Source organism: Geobacillus vulcani PSS1 (assembly GCF_000733845.1).
In the GTDB taxonomy this organism is placed as follows: Bacteria; Bacillota; Bacilli; order Bacillales; family Anoxybacillaceae; genus Geobacillus; species Geobacillus vulcani.
Map to the genome: position 1 here is coordinate 3244294 of NZ_JPOI01000001.1, position 22619 is coordinate 3266912.

General features: G+C 55.0%; 22 protein-coding genes. 1 reads left to right on the forward strand and 21 read right to left on the reverse strand.

The features are described from left to right. Positions 1–7: 7 nt before the first annotated feature. The 16 genes from rpsP to N685_RS0117455 all read right to left on the reverse strand — a co-directional run bounded on the left by rpsP (position 8) and on the right by N685_RS0117455 (position 17759). Positions 8–280, reverse strand: a complete 273-nt coding sequence (rpsP, locus tag N685_RS0117370) for a 30S ribosomal protein S16 (RefSeq protein ID WP_011230697.1) — start codon at positions 278–280, stop codon at positions 8–10. A gap of 94 nt (positions 281–374) precedes the next feature. Beyond that, positions 375–1715 (reverse strand): signal recognition particle protein, encoded by a 1341-nt coding sequence (ffh, locus tag N685_RS0117375; RefSeq protein WP_031410454.1) that lies wholly within the window; start codon positions 1713–1715, stop codon positions 375–377. A 14-nt stretch (positions 1716–1729) separates the two neighbouring features. Next, positions 1730–2062: a putative DNA-binding protein gene (locus N685_RS0117380; RefSeq protein WP_031410455.1), complete on the reverse strand. Its 333-nt coding sequence runs from the start codon at positions 2060–2062 to the stop codon at positions 1730–1732. Between the two features lie 170 nt (positions 2063–2232). Continuing rightward, entirely contained in the window at positions 2233–3219 is a 987-nt protein-coding gene (gene ftsY / locus N685_RS0117385) for a signal recognition particle-docking protein FtsY (RefSeq protein WP_031410456.1), read from the reverse strand. Positions 3220–3239: 20 nt separating this feature from the next. Further along, complete coding sequence (gene smc / locus N685_RS0117390; RefSeq protein WP_031410457.1) at positions 3240–6803, reverse strand: chromosome segregation protein SMC; 3564 nt, start codon at positions 6801–6803, stop codon at positions 3240–3242. Between the two features lie 397 nt (positions 6804–7200). Beyond that, the gene (gene rnc / locus N685_RS0117400; protein WP_031410458.1) at positions 7201–7941 is read right to left on the reverse strand and encodes a ribonuclease III; all 741 of its coding nucleotides are present in this window, start codon (positions 7939–7941) and stop codon (positions 7201–7203) included. 177 nt (positions 7942–8118) lie between these two features. Continuing rightward, a complete protein-coding gene (locus N685_RS0117405; RefSeq protein WP_011230691.1) occupies positions 8119–8352 on the reverse strand; it encodes an acyl carrier protein in 234 nt (77 codons plus the stop codon). Between the two features lie 60 nt (positions 8353–8412). Then, positions 8413–9156, reverse strand: a complete 744-nt coding sequence (gene fabG / locus N685_RS0117410) for a 3-oxoacyl-[acyl-carrier-protein] reductase (protein ID WP_031410459.1) — start codon at positions 9154–9156, stop codon at positions 8413–8415. Between the two features lie 4 nt (positions 9157–9160). Then, a complete protein-coding gene (gene fabD / locus N685_RS0117415; protein WP_031410460.1) occupies positions 9161–10102 on the reverse strand; it encodes an ACP S-malonyltransferase in 942 nt (313 codons plus the stop codon). A gap of 3 nt (positions 10103–10105) precedes the next feature. Further along, positions 10106–11107: a phosphate acyltransferase PlsX gene (plsX, locus tag N685_RS0117420; protein ID WP_031410461.1), complete on the reverse strand. Its 1002-nt coding sequence runs from the start codon at positions 11105–11107 to the stop codon at positions 10106–10108. Further along, positions 11091–11687 (reverse strand): transcription factor FapR, encoded by a 597-nt coding sequence (gene fapR, locus N685_RS0117425; RefSeq protein WP_031410462.1) that lies wholly within the window; start codon positions 11685–11687, stop codon positions 11091–11093. The genes plsX and fapR overlap by 17 nt, the downstream gene beginning before the upstream one ends. 283 nt (positions 11688–11970) lie before the next feature. Next, positions 11971–14019, reverse strand: a complete 2049-nt coding sequence (gene recG / locus N685_RS0117435; RefSeq protein WP_031410463.1) for an ATP-dependent DNA helicase RecG — start codon at positions 14017–14019, stop codon at positions 11971–11973. Next, on the reverse strand, positions 14016–14900 hold the full coding sequence (gene sdaAA / locus N685_RS0117440; protein ID WP_031410465.1) for an L-serine ammonia-lyase, iron-sulfur-dependent, subunit alpha: 885 nt from the start codon (positions 14898–14900) through the stop codon (positions 14016–14018). Before sdaAA ends, recG begins: the two co-directional genes overlap by 4 nt. Positions 14901–14975: 75 nt before the next feature. Further along, on the reverse strand, positions 14976–15638 hold the full coding sequence (sdaAB, locus tag N685_RS0117445) for an L-serine ammonia-lyase, iron-sulfur-dependent subunit beta (protein WP_031410467.1): 663 nt from the start codon (positions 15636–15638) through the stop codon (positions 14976–14978). A gap of 64 nt (positions 15639–15702) precedes the next feature. After that, positions 15703–17379: a DAK2 domain-containing protein gene (locus tag N685_RS0117450; RefSeq protein WP_031410469.1), complete on the reverse strand. Its 1677-nt coding sequence runs from the start codon at positions 17377–17379 to the stop codon at positions 15703–15705. Between the two features lie 17 nt (positions 17380–17396). Then, the gene (locus N685_RS0117455) at positions 17397–17759 is read right to left on the reverse strand and encodes an Asp23/Gls24 family envelope stress response protein (RefSeq protein WP_031410470.1); all 363 of its coding nucleotides are present in this window, start codon (positions 17757–17759) and stop codon (positions 17397–17399) included. A gap of 229 nt (positions 17760–17988) precedes the next feature. Between N685_RS0117455 and rpmB the strand changes: the two genes are divergently transcribed. After that, complete coding sequence (rpmB, locus tag N685_RS0117460) at positions 17989–18174, forward strand: 50S ribosomal protein L28 (RefSeq protein WP_031410471.1); 186 nt, start codon at positions 17989–17991, stop codon at positions 18172–18174. An 89-nt stretch (positions 18175–18263) separates the two neighbouring features. Here rpmB and spoVM read toward each other — a convergent pair whose 3' ends face one another. The 5 genes from spoVM to pknB form a co-directional block, all read right to left on the reverse strand. Continuing rightward, a complete protein-coding gene (gene spoVM / locus N685_RS18525; RefSeq protein WP_011230680.1) occupies positions 18264–18344 on the reverse strand; it encodes a stage V sporulation protein SpoVM in 81 nt (26 codons plus the stop codon). Between the two features lie 81 nt (positions 18345–18425). Further along, positions 18426–19076 carry a thiamine diphosphokinase gene (locus N685_RS0117470; RefSeq protein ID WP_031410472.1) on the reverse strand — a complete coding sequence of 217 codons (651 nt, stop codon included), beginning with the start codon at positions 19074–19076 and terminating at the stop codon, positions 18426–18428. Positions 19077–19102: 26 nt separating this feature from the next. After that, positions 19103–19759, reverse strand: coding sequence for a ribulose-phosphate 3-epimerase (gene rpe / locus N685_RS0117475; RefSeq protein WP_031410473.1), 657 nt, complete (start codon positions 19757–19759; stop codon positions 19103–19105). A gap of 2 nt (positions 19760–19761) precedes the next feature. Continuing rightward, complete coding sequence (gene rsgA / locus N685_RS0117480) at positions 19762–20643, reverse strand: ribosome small subunit-dependent GTPase A (protein ID WP_031410474.1); 882 nt, start codon at positions 20641–20643, stop codon at positions 19762–19764. A 4-nt stretch (positions 20644–20647) separates the two neighbouring features. Continuing rightward, positions 20648–22618 (reverse strand): Stk1 family PASTA domain-containing Ser/Thr kinase, encoded by a 1971-nt coding sequence (pknB, locus tag N685_RS0117485; protein WP_031410475.1) that lies wholly within the window; start codon positions 22616–22618, stop codon positions 20648–20650. Position 22619: the final 1 nt, after the last annotated feature.

Sequence of the window (22619 nt, forward strand, 5' to 3'; positions counted from 1 at the left end):
GCATCTTTTATTTGCCGTATTTCAAGTTATGAAATTTCTCTAAAATGCCTTGCTTCGACAGCAGGCTGCGCACCGTGTCCGACGGTTTGGCGCCGTTTTGCAGCCATTTGAGCGCCAGTTCTTCATCGATTTTCACTTGCGCCGGCTCAGCGACCGGATCGTACGTGCCGATCGTTTCGATAAAACGACCGTCGCGAGGCGAACGCGAATCGGCTACCACGATGCGGTAGAACGGTTTTTTCTTTGTCCCCATGCGTTTTAAACGAATTTTTACTGCCATAGTCAGTACGCACCTCCGTATAGAGTTCACACAAGATAGTATATTAACAATTCTTTTTTCGTTTGTAAAGGTTTTTCGCTTAACAGATCTTCTTTTACATAAATGGAAAACGGAATCCTTTCTTTTTCCCTTTTGGCATATTCGTCATCATTTTCATCATTTTTTTCATCTCGTCAAACTGCTTCAAAAGCCGATTCACTTCTTGCACCGTCGTGCCGCTTCCTTTGGCGATCCGCCGTTTTCGGCTGCTGTTGATGATTTCCGGATGCGTTTTCTCTTCTTTCGTCATCGAGCGGATGATCGCCTCAACACGGGCGATTTGCTTTTCATCGACTTGAATATTGGCGAGCCCTTTGATTTTGTTGGCACCCGGCAACATTTTAATCAGTTCGTCAAGTGGTCCGAGCTTGCGCACTTGACCGAGCTGCTCCAAAAAATCGTCAAGTGTGAAGGTAGCCGTGCGCATTTTTTGCTCGAGCTCCTTCGCCTTCTCCTCGTCAACGGCTGCCTGCGCCTTTTCGATGAGCGTCAACACATCGCCCATTCCTAGAATGCGCGACGCCATTCGCTCCGGATGGAACGGCTCCAACGCGTCAAGCTTTTCGCCCATCCCAGCAAACTTGATCGGCGCTCCGGTGACGGCGCGGATCGACAGCGCCGCCCCACCCCGCGTATCGCCATCGAGCTTCGTCAAAATCACCCCGGTGATGCCGAGCTGTTCATGGAAGCTTTGCGCGACATTGACAGCATCTTGCCCAGTCATGGCGTCGACGACGAGGAAAATTTCATCCGGCTTGACCGCTTCTTTCATTTGCTTCAGCTCATCCATGAGCGCTTCATCAATGTGGAGGCGGCCGGCTGTGTCAATGAGCACGTAATCATAATGCTCCTCTTTCGCCCGCTCGAGCGCCTGTTTGGCAATCTCCACCGGATTGGCGCGCTCGCCTAACGAAAAGACAGGCACGTCGAGCTGCTTGCCAAGCGTCTCAAGCTGCTTGATCGCCGCCGGTCGATAGACGTCGGCGGCCACCAGGAGCGGCTTCCGATTATGCCGCTTGCGCAACAGGTTGGCCAGCTTCCCGGTCGTCGTCGTCTTCCCGGCCCCTTGCAGCCCGACCATCATCACCACGGTCGGCGGTTTCTTCGCGACGGCGATTGGGCTTTGCTCGCCGCCCATTAACGCCGTCAACTCTTCTTTGACAACTTTAATCACCTGCTGGCCCGGCGTCAAGCTTTTCATCACTTCCTGCCCGACGGCCCGCTCGCTCACCCGATTGATGAAATCTTTGACGACTTTAAAGTTGACGTCGGCTTCCAAAAGCGCAAGGCGCACTTCGCGCATCATCTCTTTGACATCCGCTTCGGTGACTTTCCCTTTGCCGCGGATGCGGTTCATCACCTGCTGCAAACGTTCAGACAATCCTTCAAACGCCACGGCGGTCTCCCTCCCTAGTCAAGTTCATCAAGCTCATTGACGAGCGCCGCCAATTCGGCGTCAGCGCCGTAGTGCCGGCTGATGTAGTCTTTCAGCCGCTCGATGATCTGCCGCCGCCGTTCATATTTCCGCAGCAGCCCGAGCTTCTCTTCATACTGTTCCAGCATCGCTTCCGTACGCCGGATGTTATCGTACACCGCCTGGCGGCTCACCTCATATTGTTCGGCAATTTCCCCGAGGGAGTAGTCGTCCAAGTAGTACAGCGCCATGTAATTGCGCTGCTTCGGTGTCAACAGCGCTTGGTAAAAATCGTATAAATAGTTCATGCGCATCGTTTTTTCCAGCACCGGACTCCTCCTCCCTCATTGTTAAGTAAAATACCTTTACAACCATGTAGTGTACCGTCTTTTCGGCAAGGTGTCAAGGGATGGAACAGACAAAGGGCTTATCGGTTTTCCCGGTGGACGTAACAACAAAGGGCGCTCCATTGGTTGGGGAGCACCCTCTGTTTGCTTGTTTATTGTTCAAACAAATCGGCAAACAATCCGTAGACGTACTGTTCTGGATCGAACACTTGCAAATCGTCCATCTTTTCGCCGAGGCCGACGAGTTTCACCGGGATGGCCATCTCGTTGCGAATGGCGAGCACGATGCCGCCTTTTGCCGTGCCGTCCAGCTTCGTCAACACGATGCCGGTCACATCGGTCGCCTCTTTAAACAGTTTAGCCTGACTCATCGCGTTTTGCCCCGTCGTCGCATCGAGCACAAGCAGCACTTCATGCGGGGCGCCCGGAATTTCGCGGCTGATGACGCGCTTCACTTTTTCAAGCTCTTTCATTAAGTTCACTTTGTTTTGCAGCCGCCCGGCCGTGTCGCACAACAATACATCGATTCCGCGCGCTTTCGCCGCTTGAATCGCATCATACATGACTGCTGCCGGGTCGGAGCCGGCGGCTTGCTTAATGACGTCGACTCCGACGCGCTCGCCCCATACTTCGAGCTGCTCGATCGCCCCGGCGCGGAACGTGTCGCCCGCAGCCAAGAGCACCGATTTTCCTTCCGATTTCAGTTTATAGGCAAGCTTGCCGATCGTCGTTGTCTTGCCGACGCCGTTGACGCCGACGAACAACATGACCGTCAGCCCGCCTTCTTGTATATTCAAAGCGGAAAGTTCTTTGTCATCCGCGCCGGCGCGGTAAATGTCAATGAGTTTTTCAGCGATGACATCGCGCATTTGCGCCGGGTCTTGAATGTTGCGGCGCTTCACTTCCATCTTGAGCTCGTCGACCAACTCCATAACGGTCGCGACGCCCACATCGGCAGCGATTAAAATTTCCTCAAGCTCTTCAAAAAACTCTTCATCCACTTTCCGATAGCGGGCGATGAGGTCGTTTACTTTTCCGGCGAGCGAATGTCGCGTTTTGGACAGCCCTTCCTTAAATTTTTCCGTGACGGCATCCGCTTGCTTTGTCCATTTTTCTTTCAATTTTTGAAAAAAGCCCATCCAAAGCGCCTCCTTTCCAATTATGACCGCACAAGCTCCTTTGAATCTTCCAGACGGACGGAAACAAGCTTGGAGACGCCCGATTCCTGCATCGTGACGCCATACAGCACGTCCGCCTCTTCCATCGTCCCTTTTCGATGGGTGATGACAATAAACTGCGTGTCGCGGCTGAACCGTTTCAAATATTGGGCATACCGTTGCACGTTCGCTTCATCAAGCGCCGCCTCGACTTCATCAAGGACGCAAAACGGCACCGGGCGCACTTTCAAAATCGAAAACAAGAGGGCGATCGCCGTCAGCGCCCGCTCCCCGCCCGAAAGCAAGCTTAAATGCTGCAGCTTTTTCCCCGGCGGCTGGGCGACGATGTCGACACCCGTTTCAAGCAAGTCGTTCGGGTCGGTCAGCCGCAAATCAGCGCGTCCGCCGCCGAACAGCTCGCGGAACACCTCGCCGAAATGGGTGCGGATTTGTTCAAACGTCGTAAGAAATCGTTTTTTCATTTCTTCATCCATTTCATCGATCACTTGATGGAGCGTCGCCTTCGCTTCTTCCAAATCGGCTTTTTGCTCGCTTAAGAAGCGGTGCCGTTCGGAAACGCGTTCATATTCATCGATCGCCCCCAAGTTGACGGTGCCGAGCTCCTCCATGGCCCGCTTGATCAGCTTCACCCGCTTGCGCGCCTCATCGGCGCCGATCTCAAGCGGATAGGCGGAGCGGGCCGCTTCAAACGACAGTCCATACTCTTCACGCAGCCGGACAAGCAAATTCTCAAGCTCCACATCAAGCCGGTTCAACTTCACTTCTTCGTCTTTCACAACATCGGTGAGCTGTTTATGCTGCCGCTTTGCCTCTTTCCATTCCTGTTCCAAATGTTCAAGACGGCGTTGGAAATCGAGCCGCTGTTCACGGCGGCTCGCGATCAGTTCCACCGTTTTTTGCTTGTCTTCGAGCTTTTGCTTTCGCAGCTGCTCAATCTCTTTTTCGTTCCATTCCGGGGCCTCCATTTCCGCATCCAAGGCGGCCCGTTCGCGCTCCGCTTCTTTGAACCCGCGGATCGTTTCGGCAAGCTCCGCTTCCCATTCTTCCACTTTCCGACGCGCATGTTTCACGCGCTCTTTCGTTTCCGCCAAGGCGATTTTTTGCTCGGTGATCGCTGCTTGGAGCGCCTCTTTCGTCGTTTGTTCCGTCTGTTTTTGCGCCTGCAGCCGGCTGATGTCGTCATCGATCGCCTGCAGTTTCTCGGCAAGCCGCGCCAGCTGTGCGTCAATGGCGTCAAGGCGGCGGTTGAGCTCTGCCATTTCACGCTCATCGTTCGCCTTTTCTTCATCATACAATGCGAGCCGCTCGTCGATCCGCTTTTTCTGCCATTCGAGCTCGCGCTGCTCGTCCTTTTGTCCTTGCAGGGCCTCCCGCAACGCTGCAACCTCCTCTTGCAGCGCGGCCGCCTGCGCTTCCTGCTCTGCCTGCTCGCGTCGTTTTGCGGCAACATCCTGCTCAAGCCGAGCGATTGTTTCATCCATTTCCTGCAGTTTGGCCGAAAGCGTCTCGAGCTCGCGGTTTCGACTTAGCAACGACGCGGTTTTTTTCGGCGCCCCGCCGCCGGTCATCGCCCCGCCGGGGCTGACGACATCACCGTCCAATGTCACGAGGCGATAGCGATAGTGAAGAAGCTTGGCCAGCTCATTCGCGCCTTTTAAATCGGCTGTCACGATGACATGGCCGAGCAAATGGGCGATCGCTGCCCTATAGGCGCGGTCGTATTCCACGAGTTCGCTTGCAATGCCGACAAACGCCGGATGGCGGTCAATCGCTGCTCTCTCTCGTTCGGAAAGCGCACGCGCTTGAATGACGTCCAGAGGCAAAAACGTCGCCCGCCCGTAGCCGTTCGTTTTCAAATAGTGAATCGCCTGCCGCGCCGCCTGTTCACTGTCAACGACGATATGTTGCATCGCGCCGCCGAGCGCTGTTTCAATCGCTGTCTCATAGCGGTCCGGCACGCGAATAAGCTCAACAACGGCGCCATGAATGCCAGGCAGCCGGTCGCGCGCCTTTAATACTTCTTTTACCCCTTGGACAAAACCGGCATAATCATGTTGCATCTCTTCCAACCATTGCTTTCGCGCTTTTGTTTGTTGCCGGTATTGGCGCGCCTGGTGCAGCAATGCTTCATGCTGCTCGAGCTCCGTTTTTTGCGCCGCAAGCGCCGCGGCGAGAGCGGCTTGCTTGTTATTCGCTTCCGCCAGCGCCTGCTCAAGCCGGGCCTGCTCCATCTGCAAGGCGACGCGTTTTTGCTCAAGCTGTTCGCGTTCGGCGAGATGGCGGCGGTTCGCTTCATCGAGCGCCGTCCGCTTGGCATGCAGCTTGCTGATGGCTTGCTCCACATGCGCCCGTTCATTTTTCAACGCCGCCTGTTCATGAACAAGGTCGATATAATCGCCTTTTCGCTGCTCGATTTCTTCTTCAAGATCCACTTCATGCAACAAAAGAGCAGCCTCTCGTTCTTTCAACTCCTGTCCGAGCGCCGCAGCAGCCGCTTCCAATCGTGCCAATTCCCCCCGCTCGGCTTGCAGTTGCTCCGTCAAACGGCGCTGTTTGGCCGCCAAGGTGAACATGATGTCATCAAGCTGCTCTTTCCGCTTTTGTGCATGCCTTTTCCGCTCTTTCAGCACTTCCTTCCGTCCTTCGAGCTTCTCAAGCTCTTCGCTCGCCAACAGGAGCACCTGCTGCAGACCGTCGACCGATTCGTCAATGGCGGTCATTTGATCACGCAGCTGCTCGATTTGGGCTTCCATTTTCTGCAGCGCCGCCGCCAGCGCCACTTCGTCCCGTTGGTGCTCATCAAGCGCTTCCTTCAACTCATTCCATTGCCCGCGCAGCTGCTCAATGTCGTGAACCATCAGCGCCACTTCAAATCGCTCGAGTTCCTCGCGTTTTTCCAAATACTCTTTGGCGAGCGACGCCTGCATGCGGAGTGGTTCAAGCTGCTGTTCGAGCTCGTGCAAAATATCGTTGACGCGGTGCAAGTTGTCCTGCGTTTCCGCTAGTTTCGTCTCTGCCTTTTTTTTCCGCAGCTTGTACTTCAACACGCCGGCCGCTTCTTCAAAAATGGTGCGCCGCTCTTCCGGCTTGCTGCTTAAAATCTCTTCGACCCGGCCTTGCCCAATGATGGAAAACGCCTCCTTGCCGAGCCCGGAATCGAGAAACAAATCGACGATGTCTTTCAAACGGCACGGCTGGCGATTGATGAAAAACTCGCTCTCTCCCGAACGATAGACGCGTCGGGTCACGCTTACTTCCTGGTACTCAAGCGGCAAAAAGCCGTCTTCATTGTCGAGCGTGATCGTCACTTCTGCGACATTGAGCGGCTTGCGCGATTCGCTGCCGGCAAAAATGACGTCTTCCATTTTCGCCCCGCGCAGCGATTTCGCCGATTGCTCGCCGAGCACCCAACGGATCGCATCGGTAATGTTGCTTTTGCCGCTCCCGTTCGGACCGACGACCGCCGTCACACCGGGAACAAACTCGATCGATACACGGTCGGCGAACGATTTAAAGCCGATCACATCCAATCGTTTAAGGAACATGGTATGACGCCTCACCATCTTTCCACTGTGATCCCCCACAAACGACCTGAAGTCCTTTTGGGAAAACGGGACGTTCGATCTGTTCATCCTATCATACGAACCATCAAAAAAACGCCTTTCTTTCCTCGCTCAAGGCGCACATGTTCACCGGAACACCCATGAGCAATGTTTGCTCTCCACCCGAGCGTGAAAACAGCAGCTCCATATTCTCGCACGTTCACAGAAAAGTTCCATGGGCAGCGCGATCTGCCCTCCACCCGGGGATGAAAATCCCGCGCCAGTCCTGCATTTTCACAGAAAAGTTCCATGGGCAGCGTGATCTGCCCTCCACCCGGGCATGAAAATCCCGCGCCAGTCCTGCATTTTCACAGAAAAGCTGACGTAACAGCGCCAGCCTTCACTGCTGATCGGCAGCCCGCAATGTTTCGAGCGCCATTTGCGCCGCATGCTGTTCGGCTTCTTTTTTCGAGCGGCCGACGCCGATGCCAAGCTCTTGGCCGTTTAACGCTACGCGGGCGACAAACTCCTTGTTGTGGGCCGGACCTTTTTCCTCCAAAATGGCATATTCAAGCGTTCCACTGCCGTCGCGCTGCACCAATTCCTGCAGCTGGCTTTTAAAATCCATCACATGAGAAAAAGCACCTTCGTCAATTTTCGGGAACATCGTTTGCTCCAAAAAACGGATGACCGCATCCATTCCTTGATCCAAATACAAAGCGCCGATGAACGCCTCAAAGACGTCCGCCAAGAGCGCCGGGCGCGTTCGCCCGCCGGTCAGCTCCTCGCCTTTGCCGAGCAAGACGAGCTCGCCGAACGACAGAGCGTTGGCAAATTTCACAAGCGACGGCTCGCAGACGATGGCTGCCCTCAGCTTCGTCAATTGACCTTCGCTCATATGCGGGAACTTTTGAAATAAATATTGAGAAACGGTCAGCTCCAGCACGGCATCGCCCAAAAACTCGAGCCGTTCATTGTCTTCGTGAAGCCGCCGCCGATGCTCATTCACATACGATGAATGGGTGAACGCTTGAATCAGTAGCTTTTCGTTTCGAAAGGTGATGCCGATTTTTTTTTGCAACTCTTGAAACTTCGCCCGCCTCTTTTCATGGATGCGTTCTCGATCTTTTGGTTTTGACATAAAAATGCCCTCCGACTTCGTTCCAGAACAAAATGGCCGTGTCTTCCTCTATTATATCCGTTCTCCGGTCCGCTACGCGAGCGAGAATCGTGCGCTTTTTCCACAGCGCCCGCCGAGCATCCCTGAAAAAGCAGAGAAAGCCCCGTTCGAAGCAACGGGACTTTGCAAAAAAGCGCATTACAGACGGCTTTTTATGTAGTTCACAGCATCTCCGACTGTGACGATTTTTTCCGCCTCTTCATCGGAAATTTCCATGTTGAATTCATCTTCAAGTTCCATGACGAGTTCGACGATGTCGAGCGAATCAGCGCCCAGGTCGTCCTTAAACGATGCCTCAAGCGTCACTTGTGATTCGTCAACCCCCAACCGGTCGACGATGATTTTCGTTACACGTTCCAATACATCTGCCATTGCGTTCACCTCCCTTCATGATTATAGTCGATTGGTTGAAAAAATACTAGCACTGTTTTCTTATGGCATCACCATGCCGCCATCGACATGAAGTGTCTGCCCGGTCATGTAGCTTGCCGCGTCCGAAGCGAGGAAAGCAACAACGCGGGCGACGTCATCCGGCTCACCGAAGCGGGCGAGCGGAATTTGCTTTAACATTTCCTCCTTCAGCTCCGGGCTGAGCGCTTCGGTCATATCGGTCGTAATGAACCCTGGAGCAACGGCATTGACGGTGATGTTGCGGCTGGCAAGCTCGCGCGCAGCCGTCTTCGTCAAACCGATGACGCCAGCTTTGGCGGCGACATAATTCGCCTGTCCGGGATTGCCGATCACACCGACGACCGAAGCGACGTTGATGATCCGCCCGTAACGCTGTTTCATCATCGGCCGCACCGCCGCCTTCGTACAAAGAAATACCCCTTTTAAGTTCGTGTTCATCACCGCATCCCATTCTTCCTCTTTCATCCGCATCAATAAATTGTCGCGCGTAATGCCGGCGTTATTGACCAAAATGTCGAGGCGGCCGAATTGGTCAAGCGTCGTTTTCACCATGCGTTCAACATCTTCAGCGCGGGCGACGTCCGCCTGTACGGCGATCGCTTCGCGGCCGAGCGAGCGGATGGCCGCGACAACCTCATTCGCTTTCGCCTCGCTGCCGGCATAGTTCACGACGACGTTCGCCCCTTGGCGGGCAAGCTCGAGGGCGACCGCCCGGCCGATGCCGCGCGAAGCCCCGGTGACGAGCGCAATTTTTCCTTCAAGCATCACTTTATTCCCCTTTCAACGCCGCAACGGTGGCCTCGAAGGAAGCGAGGTCGTTCACCGCATAAACGCGGGCGTTGCGGTCAATTTTTTTCACAAGGCCGGACAACACTTTCCCAGAGCCGATTTCGATAAAGGTGTCGACGCCAAGCGAAAGAAGCGTGCGCACCGACTGCTCCCAACGCACCGGCGAGTACAGCTGCTCGATGAGCAAACGGGCGATCTCCTCTTTTTTCGTCACCGGCTCGGCAGTCACGTTGGCGACGACCGGAATGGCAGCGTCACGGATCACCAAGCTGTCAAGGACCGTTTTCAGTTTTTCCGCCGCCGGCTTCATGAGCGACGAGTGGAACGGACCGCTCACCTCAAGCGGAATGACACGTTTGGCGCCGCGTTCTTTCGCCAGCTGCGCCGCTTTTTCCACTCCGGCTTTCGAACCGGAGATGACAATTTGGCCCGGACAGTTGAAGTTGGCCGGCTCGACCGGATCGCCTTGAGCGGCCACTTCGCTCGTCACCGCTTCAAGCGCCGCGGCGTCCATCCCAAGCACCGCCGCCATCGTTCCCTCACCGGCCGGCACCGCTTCATCCATTAGCTCGCCGCGGCGGCGCACCGCGTAAACGGCATCGGCAAACGACATGGCGCCGGCGGCGACAAGCGCCGTATATTCGCCCAAACTATGGCCGGCGACATAGTCCGCCTTCAGTCCAGCGCCGTCGACAAGTTGGAGCAAGGCGATGCTCGCGGTCAAGAGCGCCGGCTGGGCGTTGTATGTCAACGTCAGCTCTTCTTGTGGCCCGTCAAACATAAGTTTGGAAAGCGCGAATCCAATCCGCTCGTCAGCTTTCGCGATGACGGCGCGAGCGCGTTCGTCATGCACGAAGGCGTCTTTCGCCATGCCGACCGTCTGCGATCCTTGGCCTGGAAATAAAAAGGCGATTTTCCCCATTTTTTATTCCTCCTTTACCGATTGTGCCCGTTCGAGCTCTGCTTTGATCGTGCCGATGACATCATGAACCACCATCTCTCGCGCCTGGCGGATGGCGTGGAAGATGGCGTTCGCATCGGACGACCCGTGCGCTTTAATGACCGGAGCATTTAAGCCAAACAGCGCCGCGCCGCCGTACTCCGAGTAATCCATCATCTTTTTCAGCCCGGCGAGCTTCGGCTTGAGGACAGCAGCGGCCAATTTCGCAACAGCGCCGCTTGTCAGCGTCTGCTTGAGCAAGGAAAAGAGCGCCATCGCCGTCCCTTCAATCGTTTTCAACGCGACATTGCCGGCAAATCCGTCGGCGACGACAACATCAGCCACTCCTTGCAGCAGGTCGCGCGCTTCGACATTGCCGATGAAATGAAGGTTCGTTTCCTTGAGCAAGGCAAATGCCCGCTTGGCGGTTTCATTTCCTTTTTGGTCTTCCGTTCCGACGTTCAACAAGCCGATGCGCGGGTTTTCGACGCCGCGCACGTTCTTTGCGTACACATGCCCCATCAAGGCGTACTGCAGCAAATGTTCCGGCTTGGCATCGACGTTGGCGCCGACATCCAGAAAGACAAAGCCGCGTCCATCCAATGTCGGCAGCGTCGGGGCGAGCGCGGGGCGGTCGATGCCGGCTGCCCGCCCGACGACAAACAGCCCAGCCGCCATCAGCGCCCCGGTATTGCCGGCGGAAATGCACGCCTCTGCGCGCCCTTCTTTCACTTCTTCCGCCATGCGCACCATCGACGAGTTTTTTTTGCGCCGCACCGCCCGCACCGGCTCATCATCTGCTTCGATCACTTCCTCGGTGTGGATGATCGAAATGCGCTCTTCACTCGTCAAATGCGGACGAATTTTCGCTTCATCGCCAATCAGCGTAATCTCGATATCAGGGAAATAGGCAGCGGCTTTTGCCGCACCAAGCACAATTTCGCCCGGGGCACGATCTCCCCCCATCGCATCAACCGCGATATTCATGGCTGTCCCCATCCTTTTTCTCTATGTTTGAACGGTACATTTCAAACGTCCCTGAAAAGACGAGCTCCTGGCCGACGTAGCTGTTCACCTCAACAATCGTGCGCCCGTGCGCCGTTTTGCCAGTCACTTTGGCTTTCGCCACGACCCGCTCCCCTTCTTTCACTTGACGCACAAAACGGATCGTCGCTTTCGCTGTCAGCGCCAGTTCATCATGAATGACGGCCACGGCGAGCGAGTTGGCCTGAGCGAACAAATGGTGGCCGCGGGCGATGCGGGTGCGCCGAAAGACGTGCTCCTCTTTCACATCGAAGATCGAAATGGCGCTTGCATCCGGCTCGATGTCAATAATGTCACCGATCACTTCTTCAAGCGGCAGCGCCCGCACTTTATCGGCAAACGACTGGCGGGCGACATTCTTGATGCGCTCGCGCAGTTCGGGAATCGACAGCTCAAGCCGATCAAGGCGGATCGTCTGCACGCTGACCGAAAACTTTTCGGCGAGCTCTTCATCGGTGATAAACGGGTTTTCCCGAATCGTCTCCTGCAGCAACCGTTGCCGCTCGCGTTTGCTTTTTCTCATCGCTTTGTGACACCGTCCGATTTTATGACTAGGTACTAAAGGTAATATATAATATCAAAAAACGAAATGCAAGAAGAAAAAATGAAAAATCCCCCATGTTTCCCGATGCATCCGCCGTCCCCACCCAACACCATCCTCGAGGCCCACAAACAAAATAGCGGGACAGGCATCCCCTGCCTCCTCGTCCGAGGGATGAACATATGGGCGTCCACTGGCCAAAAAGTGAATCAATTCCCAAAAAAACAGCGGGGCGCGAATGCGCCGGCCGCCTCTTTCCTGTCTATTAATCTAGCTTTTCCCCGTCGAGTACGCCGGACGCTTCCAGCTCGGCGCGCAGTCCGGCATACGCCTCATCACGCCAAAACGCGGCCGAGGAAACGAGCTTGGCGGCGTCGCGGCGGGCGACTTCCAAAATGCGGTAATCATGCGCCAGATCACCGTAGCGGAATTCCGGGAGCCCGCTTTGTTTCGTGCCGAAAAAATCGCCCGGACCGCGCAGCTCCAAATCTTTTTCGGCCAGCACAAATCCATCGGCCGTTTCCGTCATGATGCGCATTCGTTCTTTGCCGACTTCCGATTTCGGGTCGGCGACCAAAATGCAGTACGACTGTGCGTCGCCGCGACCGACCCGTCCGCGCAGCTGATGAAGTTGGGCAAGGCCAAACCGTTCGGCGTCATAAATAACCATCACCGTCGCATTCGGCACGTTCACCCCGACTTCCACAACCGTTGTCGAGACGAGCACATGGATGCGGTTTTCGCTGAACGCCCGCATGACGCGTTCTTTTTCATCGGCCGACAGCCGGCCGTGCATCAAGCCGATCTCATATTTCCCGCGATAATAATGGACAAGTTGACTATGGACATCGATCGCGTTTTGCACATCCAATTTCTCCGACTCCTCAATGAGCGGACAGATGACATACGCCTGATGACCACGGCGCAATTCCTTTTCGATAAAATCGAGCACGCGGGCGAACTGATGGTGCTTCACCCAATACGTTTCGACTTTTTTTCGTCCCGCCGGCATTTCATCGAGCACCGATACGTCCATGTCGCCGAACGCTGTCATCGCGAGTGTGCGCGGAATCGGCGTGGCCGTCATCATCAATACATCTGGCGCATGCCCTTTCTCACGCAGGATGCGGCGCTGTTCGACGCCAAACCGGTGCTGCTCGTCCGTAATGACAAGACCAAGTCGGCGAAACTGCACTCCTTCTTGAATCAAGGCGTGCGTGCCTACAACGATATCGATCGTTCCTTCTTCCAGTTCGGCAAGCAACTCTTTCCGCCGTTTTCCTTTCACTGAGCTTGTCAAAAGCGCCATGGTCACATCGCTATCAGCAAACAGCTCGGCGAGCGAACGGGCGTGCTGTTCAGCCAAAATTTCCGTCGGCACCATCAACGCCCCTTGGAACCCGGACAAGGCGGCGGCGTAAAGGGCGACAGCGGCGACGACCGTCTTGCCGGAGCCGACATCGCCTTGCAAAAGCCGATTCATCTGCCGCGGCGAGCGCATATCGGCCAAAATTTCATCGATGACGCGGCGCTGGGCGTTCGTCAACGAAAACGGCAACTTGGAAAGAAAGGACGAAAGCCGCTCTTCCGAAAACGAGTGGACCACGCCGCGCCGCTCATCGCGCATCAACCGCCGGAGCGCTTGCATTTTCAGCTGGTACAACAAAAACTCCTCATAGACGAGCCGGCGTCGCGCCTGATGCAGCTCTTCACGGGAGCGCGGAAAATGAAGGGCGCGAAGCGCTTCTTGTTTGTCGACAAGGCGATAGGCGCGGCGCAAAGCGGGCGGCAACGGGTCGGGAATGTGCGCGCCAAACTGTTCAAACGCCGCCCTCATGAGCCGGCGCATCGTTTTCACCGTCAGCGGGCTGCGCACGGAGTAAACCGGCTCGATTCCGGTGGTCTCCGGAGCCGGGCCGAACCGAAGCTCGTATGCGTTGATCGTTTGTCGGTGCCGGTCCCATTTGCCGATCACGGTCACCGTTTCGTTCAAGACAATTTTTTCCTTCAAATATGGGCGATTGAAGCAGACGACGGTGATCAAATAGCGATCGGCCAGCATGCGGAAGGAAAGGCGCGATTTTTTCTTGCCGTAATACGTCAGCAGCGGGGCGCTGTATACCCTCCCCTCCACTGTCACTTTTTCGTCGTGGCGGACGGCGGCCAAATCTTTTTGTTCGTAATCATCATAACGGTACGGAGCATACGCAAGCAACTCGCCGACCGTCGCAATGCCGATGTCGGCAAGCAAGGCCGCCGTCTCTTCGCCGATGCCTTTAACCGCCGTCACTGGCTGCTGCATCGCTTCGTTCACTTCGATGCCGCAGAAGCGCCGAAAATGCGGGCCGCAATGGCGCGGCCGGTCGGCGTCGCGGCCAACCCCCCTTGCGCCGTTTCTTTGAGCGCTACCGGCATGGCCGCCCCGATGCGATACATCGCTTCAATCACTTCATCGCACGGGATGCGGCTTTTAATGCCGGCTAGCGCCATATCCGCAGCGATCATGGCGTTCGCCGCCCCCATCGCGTTCCGCTTGACGCACGGCACTTCGACCAGGCCAGCGACTGGGTCGCATACCAATCCCAACATATTTTTTAAGGCGATGGCCATCGCTTCGGCCGCTTGGCCCGGCGTCCCGCCGGCCAGCTCCACCAATGCCGCGGCCGCCATGCCAGCCGCCGACCCAACCTCGGCTTGACAGCCGCCGGCGGCGCCGGAAATCGAGGCGTTGTTGGCGACAATATAGCCAAACGCTCCGGCTGTAAACAAAAACTCAATCATTTCCATTCTTGTCGGCCGCAGTTTCTCTTTCACGGCAAACAGCGTCCCCGGGACGACGCCGGCCGCCCCAGCCGTCGGTGTGGCGCAAATGACGCCCATCGCCGCGTTCACTTCGTTCGTCGCCATGGCTTTGCTGACGGCGTCTAAAATCGTCTCCCCAGACAGAAAACGACCGCCCTCAATATAGCGCTGCATCCGCACTGCATCGCCGCCCGTCAGCCCGGAGCGGGACACAACTCCTTCGAGTCCTCTCTCCACGGCGCGCTCCATGACCGATAAATGGTGATCCATTTGCGCGATCACCTCTTCACGACTTCTTCCGCTTACCTCCACTTCTTGGCGAATCATCACTTCAGCGATTTTGATGCTGTCCTTTTCGGCCAACGCCACAAGTTCAGCCACATTGCGAAACATTTTATTCCCACCTGTCCTCTCTTCATCATGGCTTATCTTTCTTCGATGCACATTAATGATGAAACCGATTTCTTTTCAATCCGCAAGCTTCGCCACTTGAATGATGTTCGGCAGCTGCTCCAATTCTTGAATCAGATCATCGGTCAACGGTTGGTCAACTTCGATCGCCATGAGCGCTTCTTTCCCTTTCTCTTTGCGCGACACTTCCATATGGCCGATGTTGATCTTTCGTTTCGCCAACACCGAAGCCACCGCCCCGATCGTCCCGTACCGGTCGTTATGCATAATGAGCAGCGCCGGATGATGGCCAGACAGCTTCAAGGCAAATCCATTCAATTCGACGATTTCAATTTTTCCGCCGCCGATCGAAATGCCGACAAGCTCAAGCTCGCCTTCATCATCGCCAATCCGCAGGCGCGCCGTATTCGGATGATGCGGAATCGCCTCCTCGGCGGAAAACGACACATCTACACCTTCCGCTCGGGCGATCTCAAGCGCATTGGGAAGACGTTCATCGAACGTGTCAAATCCGAGCAACCCGGCGACAATGGCAACATCGGTGCCATGCCCCCGATACGTCTCGGCAAACGAGCCATAAAACGAAATGCGCGCCCACGCCGGCTTTCGGCCAAATAATTTGCGCGCGACTAAACCGATGCGCACCGCCCCGGCCGTATGTGAGCTTGACGGCCCGACCATCACCGGGCCAATAATATCAAAGACGCTTTTGTATTTCATTGGCGTGATTCCTCCATCAAACAGAAAAATAGAAGGGAAGGCTCCCTTCTATTATTCTAACATATTACTCGACGGAAATGATGAATGAATAAAGCGGCTGCTTTCCGTTATGCACTTCCACCTCAACCCGATCGTGTTCTTTTTCCAAATAAGCGACGACCGTCTCCACTTCGACTTCGGTCGCATCTTCGCCGTATAAAATGGTTACGATTTCACTTTCTTCATCAATGAGCGCATCAAGCAGCCGCTTCGTTACGTCGAGTTTGTCTTTGCCAGCGGCGATAATGCGATCATCCCATAACCCCATGTAATCGCCCTTTTCAATCTCGATGCCGTCAATCGTCGTATCGCGCACGGAAAACGTCACTTGCCCCGTTTTCACTCGCGACAGCGCCGCCGTCATCGCCCGCTCGTTCTGCTCGGTCGATTGCACTGGGTTAAACGCCAACAGCGCCGCCAATCCTTGCGGGACCGTTTTGGACGGGATGACGACAACTCGTTGTTCAGACAACTCTGCCGCCTGTTTTGCCGCCATTACAATGTTTTTGTTGTTCGGCAGCACGAACACTGTTTCCGCGTTGGCACGACGGATGGCGTCAGCGATTTCTTCCGTGCTCGGGTTCATCGTTTGCCCGCCTTCAATGATGGCGTGGGCACCGATGCTCCGAAACAGTTCGGCCACGCCAGCGCCCATGGCGACGGCGACGATGCCGTACGGCTTTTTGTCCTCTCTGGCTGCCCCGTCCCTAGGCAGTGAAACCGCCTCTTTGCCGACAATGTTGACATGTTGTTCGCGCATGTTTTCGATTTTAATGTTGATCAAGCTCCCGTAGCGTTGACCGTATGTCAGCACCTCACCCGGCGTTTCCGAATGGATATGCACTTTAACGAGCTCGTCATCCGCGACAACGAGCAAGGAGTCACCGAACTTGCTTAACTCTCGGCGGAACGTTTCTTCGGAAAACGGGTGTTCAGCCAGTTTGTCCGGTTCAAAGCGGACCATGAACTCCGTGCAGTAGCCGAATTCGATTTCATCGGTATGAATATGGCTTTGCGCGCTTTGATGGTGCACGATTTTCACCAAGTCATCCAGCGGCACCCTAGCGCGCTCTTCGCTCACCGTTTCCCCTTTCAAAGCGGCGAGAAACCCTTCGTAGACATAGACAAGCCCTTGACCGCCGCTGTCGACGACACCGACTTCCTTTAAAATCGGAAGCAATTCCGGCGTGCGTTTGAGCGCCGCTTTCGCCTCGGCGAGCGCCGCTTCCATCACGGCGATCACGTCGCGCTCTTTTTTGGCCACCTCCACCGCCTTGCGCGCCGCTTCTTTGGCAACGGTGAGAATCGTCCCCTCAACCGGCTTCATCACCGCCTTATAGGCCGTGTCCACCCCCGCCTGCAAAGCGGCGGCGAACTCGAAGCTGTTCACCGCTTGTTTGCCTTCGACTGCCTTGGCAAATCCACGGAACAGCTGCGACAAAATGACGCCGGAATTGCCGCGCGCCCCCATCAATAGCCCTTTTGCCAGCGCCGCGGCGACGTTGCCGATATGGTCGGAGGCATTCGCCTGCACTTCTTTCGCCCCGGACGTCATCGACAAGTTCATGTTCGTTCCTGTATCGCCATCTGGAACCGGAAAGACGTTCAACGCATCGACCGCCTTGGCGTTGTTCGCCAAATGAGCGGCCCCTTGCTGCACCATATCGGCAAACCGTCTTCCGTCAAGCGTCCTCATTGTCACCAGCTAACTCCTCCTTACTACGGGTTCAACACTCGAACCCCTTGAACGTAAATATTGATCGACTGAACCGCCAGCCCGAGCGTCTGATCAAGCGTATACTTCACTTTCGACTGCACGTTATGGGCAACTTCGGAAATTTTCGTTCCATAGCTGACGATGATGTACATATCGATATGTACTTCACCGTTTTCTTCTCGGACGATAACCCCTTTGGAAAAATTCTCCCGGCGCAAAATTTCCGACAACCCATCGCGAATTTGGTTTTTCGACGCCATTCCGACAATGCCGTAACAATCGACGGCTGCTCCCCCCGCGATCATCGCAATCACTTCATTGGCCACTTCGATGCGCCCGTATTTCGTCTGCCATTCAATCGACATGCTCGTTCCCCCTTTGCGTATCTCGCACAGTTACCCCTATTGTACTATAACGCTTTCCGTTTTCAAAGCGCTTCCCGTCCGCCCACTAGTATTATTTAGCCGAAAACTGAAAGATATGTCAAGGACAGTTTCTTGAAAGAAAACTGCACGTCTATTGCAATCCCTACGGTTGTATGGTAAATTATAATAGTGTTTTTAGCAGGGATGTGAAAGCAAGGAGGGAAAGACGATGGCGAAATGCTTTGTGACCGGCAAGAAGAAATCGTTCGGCAACTCGCGTTCGCACGCCATGAACGCCAGCCGCCGTACATGGAAAGCCAACTTGCAAAAAGTGCGCATTTTAGTTGACGGCAAACCGAAACGCGTCTGGGTTTCGGCGCGCGCGCTGAAATCTGGAAAAGTGAAACGCGTCTAACAGCTTGACGAAAAGAAGCCGCCCCAAAAGGCGTTCCTCCTTTTGTTCGGCGGCTCCACAAAAAAAGCACCAAAAATGGTGCTTTTTTCTTATCCTTTTTTAAATGCGTTCAACACCGCCCGCACGATTCCGCCTAAAAATCTCGGCAGCTTGATCGTATAAAACTTCATCCCGATTCCCTCCTCACACCGATCATGACAAGCTTCCCGCCGTTTCGTTATTCAGTATATTCCTTACCGGGCTAAGCGCGACTACGGGCAGCCGGCAAAATCGCTGCTCCTTATCATCATTAATATGCCTTCTGAAAACGAAAAAGTACCAGAAGATTGGATAAGTTCGTTACTAATACATAATGTCGAACCTCGGGAAATATGACAGTTTGTTAGCGGATATTTAAATCCGGTAAGCGTAAGCTCTGCCACTGTTTCAGAAATCGGGATGTACGATACATAGCGGTATCGCTCGTCGCGCATAACCGTATGCATGCCGGGCAGATGGACGGTGAGCACGTTTTGCTGGTCGATGAGTTCAATGGGCCGCCCGGCGTACTTTAACAGCAGCTCGACGTTGCCAAACAAATGGTCGAGCCGCCCGCCGGTCCCCCCAAACAGGCGGATGGCCCCGTCTGTCTGCTCAACGGCCCAGTCAAGAGCGATCTCCATATCCGTTTTGTCTTTTTCCGCCGGCCAAATGTCAATCTCCGGCAGCATCTCCCTTAGCCGCTTGACCTCCTCAGCCGGCAGCGAATCAAAATCGCCAAACGCCCGCACTGGGCGGAGCCCGAAATCCATCAGCGCTTTCGTGCCGCGGTCGACGCCGACCCACTGCACATCTTTCCCGTCATAAAGGCGCAAATCCGGGAGAAGCTCGCGCGGGCCGCCGCCGACAATATGGATGATCATTCCTTCTTCCCCCTTCGCCGCAACCGCTACTTCGTGCATGCTTCGCGAAGCGCACGAATGGCGGCGGCTCGATCCGGTTCATTGTAGATGGCCGAACCGGCGACGAGCACGTTCGCCCCGGCCTCCGCGCAAAGCGGCGCCGTTTCCGCGTTGATGCCGCCGTCAACTTCAATATCGATCACCTTGTTTTGCTCGCTGGCCATCCGGGCAACCTCGCGGATTTTTGGCACGACCGCCGGAATAAACGCCTGTCCGCCGAACCCTGGATTGACCGTCATCAACAAGACGAGATCGACATCCGCGATTACATGGCGGATCATCTCGACCGGTGTATGGGGATTGAGCACCACCCCGGCTTTGACGCCTTGTTCCTTGATGAAATGAATCGTCCGATGCAAATGCACGCATGCCTCAACATGGACGGAAATCACATCCGCGCCCGCTTTCGCAAACGCCGGGATGTATCGGTCCGGGTCGGCGATCATCAAATGAACGTCAAGCGGCAGCTTCGTCACCGGTCGAATGGCGGCCACGACCGGTGGACCGAACGTCAAATTCGGCACGAAATGACCGTCCATAATATCGACATGAATCCAATCCGCCCCGCCTTCCTCGACCGAACGAATTTCCTCGGCCAAGCGGGCGAAATCGGCTGATAAAATCGATGGCGCAATTCGAATCATGTTCAATACCTCGGCTTTCGTTCTTTCATTTCAGCAACAAAACTGACGTAGTGGTCATAGCGGTACGATGGAATCTCACCAGCCTCGACCGCCTCGCGCACGGCGCATTTCGGCTCGGCGATATGAAGACAGCCGCGGAATTTGCATCCTTCCCCATGCGTCCGAAATTCAGGAAAATAATGCGGCAATTCGTCAAGCTCGATATGGTCGAACTCGAGCGCACTAAACCCTGGAGTGTCGGCGACAAGCCCACCGGCAACCTCAAGCAGTTCGACATGGCGGGTCGTATGCTTGCCGCGCCCTAAATGGGTGGAAATGTCGCCGGTTTTCAACCGCAAATCGGGACGGAGCGCGTTTAGCAGCGACGATTTGCCGACGCCGGACTGCCCGGCGATGACGGAGACGCGGCCGCGAAGGCGGGCCGCCAGCTCATCGAGCCCCCCTTTTGTCACCGCCGACGTCTCGATAACGTCGTAGCCGATGCGCCGGTAATCATGCACGTAGCGGGCAATCTCTTCTTTCGATTCGTCATCCAACAAATCGATTTTGCTGATGACAATGATTGGCGTGATTCGTTTTGATTCAACCAAGACAAGAAAACGGTCAAGTAGCTTGGCGTTGAAGTCCGGGCTTACAGCCGAAAAAACTAAAATCGCCTGCTCGACGTTGGCGATCGGCGGCCGCACAAGCTCATTTTGCCGCTCGCCAATCTCCAAAATATAGCCTTCCGTTTCACTCGTCGCCTGAAAAACGACGCGGTCGCCGACGAGCGGCGTCACTTTTTTCTTGCGGAACACACCGCGCCCACGGCATTGAAACACACGGCCTTCGGACAGGACGTAATAAAATCCGCTTAACGCTTTAATGATTTGTCCTTCCGCCATAGCCTCACCCCTTTTTTCCATCATTTCCTGGGTATGGGATCGCTCCTTCCTCTTTGACGACATTATTGACAATGACGCGGTAATAAGCGGTCTCCCCGTATGGAATTTCAAACTCGACCATCTCAGTCGCTGGCGCCGTCAGCCGGTATGTTTTGTATGGCGTTGTCATATTGTGAGTGGCATCTTGGATGTAAAGCTGGGCTTCAACGATTTGCCCCGGCATCGCCGGTTCATATGGGATCATAATCTCTTTCACTACCGTTTTGGACGGCTTCGGCTCCGGCCCGCGGGAAATGACAACAGTGATGGTTTCCCCTTTTTTTACCTGCTCGTTCGCCGCTGGGGTTTGCGAAATGACAAGCCCTTCTGGCACCTCGTTCGAATACTCGTACTTCACATCAATGCGCAGTCCTTGATCCGCTCCGTAGTCGCGCACGCTTTTTTCCGTATAGCCGGTCAAATCTTTAACAGTGACCTTCTCCGGCCCGAGGCTGACAGTGAACATCACTTCTGTTTCATCAGGCACGACTTCATCGCCCGCGTACGGGTATTGATCCAAAATCGTCCCTTCCGGCTTGTCGCTGTAGCGGCCGCTGCGTGTGATGCGGGCAAACCCTTCGGCGCGCAGCTCTTCCTCCGCTGCAGCAATATCATCGCCAATGAAGCTCGGAAATTCGATTTTCTTTTTTCCAATGCTCTTATAAATAATGACGCCGGCCCCTTTCTTCACCGTCATGCCGGCTTCCGGATCGGTGCGCACGACTTTTCCTTCTTCTATGTGGTCATCTTCCACATCGATCGTATCTTTGATTTCCAAACCGAGCGACGACAACTGTTCAACAGCGTCGTCATAGTTTTTATTGACCACGTTCGGCATGGTCACTTCTTTTGGAAAAATGAGGTCCGGAATCCATGTGACGGCGCTGACGCCGGCAGCTCCAATGAACAGCAAGGCAGCCACAAGCCAAGCGATCCATGCCCGCTTCCGCTTCGGTTTTGGTTCGCCCGTCGTATGAACCGGTTCGCTCGTTTTTTCTTCGTACACAAGCGTCTCTTGCTCCAACGCCGCGCTTTCCGCATGTTTGATCATTGGAATGGCTTTCGTTGCCTCTTCATCGTCATCGGGAATGATGAATTTCGGCTCGTTTCGCCGCCTTGGATCAAGCGCCGTCCGAATGTCTTCGTTCATTTCGCGAGCAGACGCATAGCGGTAAAACGGGTCTTTCGCCGTCGCTTTCAAAATAATGTTTTCCACGCTTTGGGGAAGATCCGGATTCCACGCTTTCGGCGACGGGGTTTCCGCCTGCAAGTGCTTCAACACGATCGAAACGGCTGATTCTCCGGAAAACGGCAACCGGCCGGTGACGAGTTCAAACATGACAATGCCGAGCGAATAAATATCCGACTTTTCTGTCGCAATGCCCCCGCGCGCCTGTTCTGGCGACAAATAATGGACCGAACCGAGCACCGAGTTCGTCTGTGTAATCGTTGTCCCGCTCATCGCCACGGCAATCCCGAAGTCGGTGACTTTCACATTGCCTTGCTCATCAAGCAAAATATTTTGCGGTTTAATGTCGCGATGAATGATGCCGTTCTCATGGGCATGGGCGATCGCGGATGTCAGCTGATCCATGATGCCAAGCGCCCGTTCGACCGGAAGCGGAGCATGCTGCTGAATGTATTGCTTGAGCGTCGCGCCGCGCACATATTCCATGACGATGTAATAGACGCCTTCCTCTTCGCCGACATCATAAATGGAGACGATATGTTCATGATTTAAACTCGTTGCCGCCTGGGCTTCACGGCGAAACCGTTTAATGAATTGATCATCGTTGGTAAAGTCGAGGCGGAGCACTTTGACAGCAACATCGCGCTCCAAAATCATATCGCGGGCCAAATACACATTGGCCATGCCGCCGCCGCCGATGAGGCTGATGATTTTATAGCGGTCATTCAATCGTTTTCCAATGAGCACG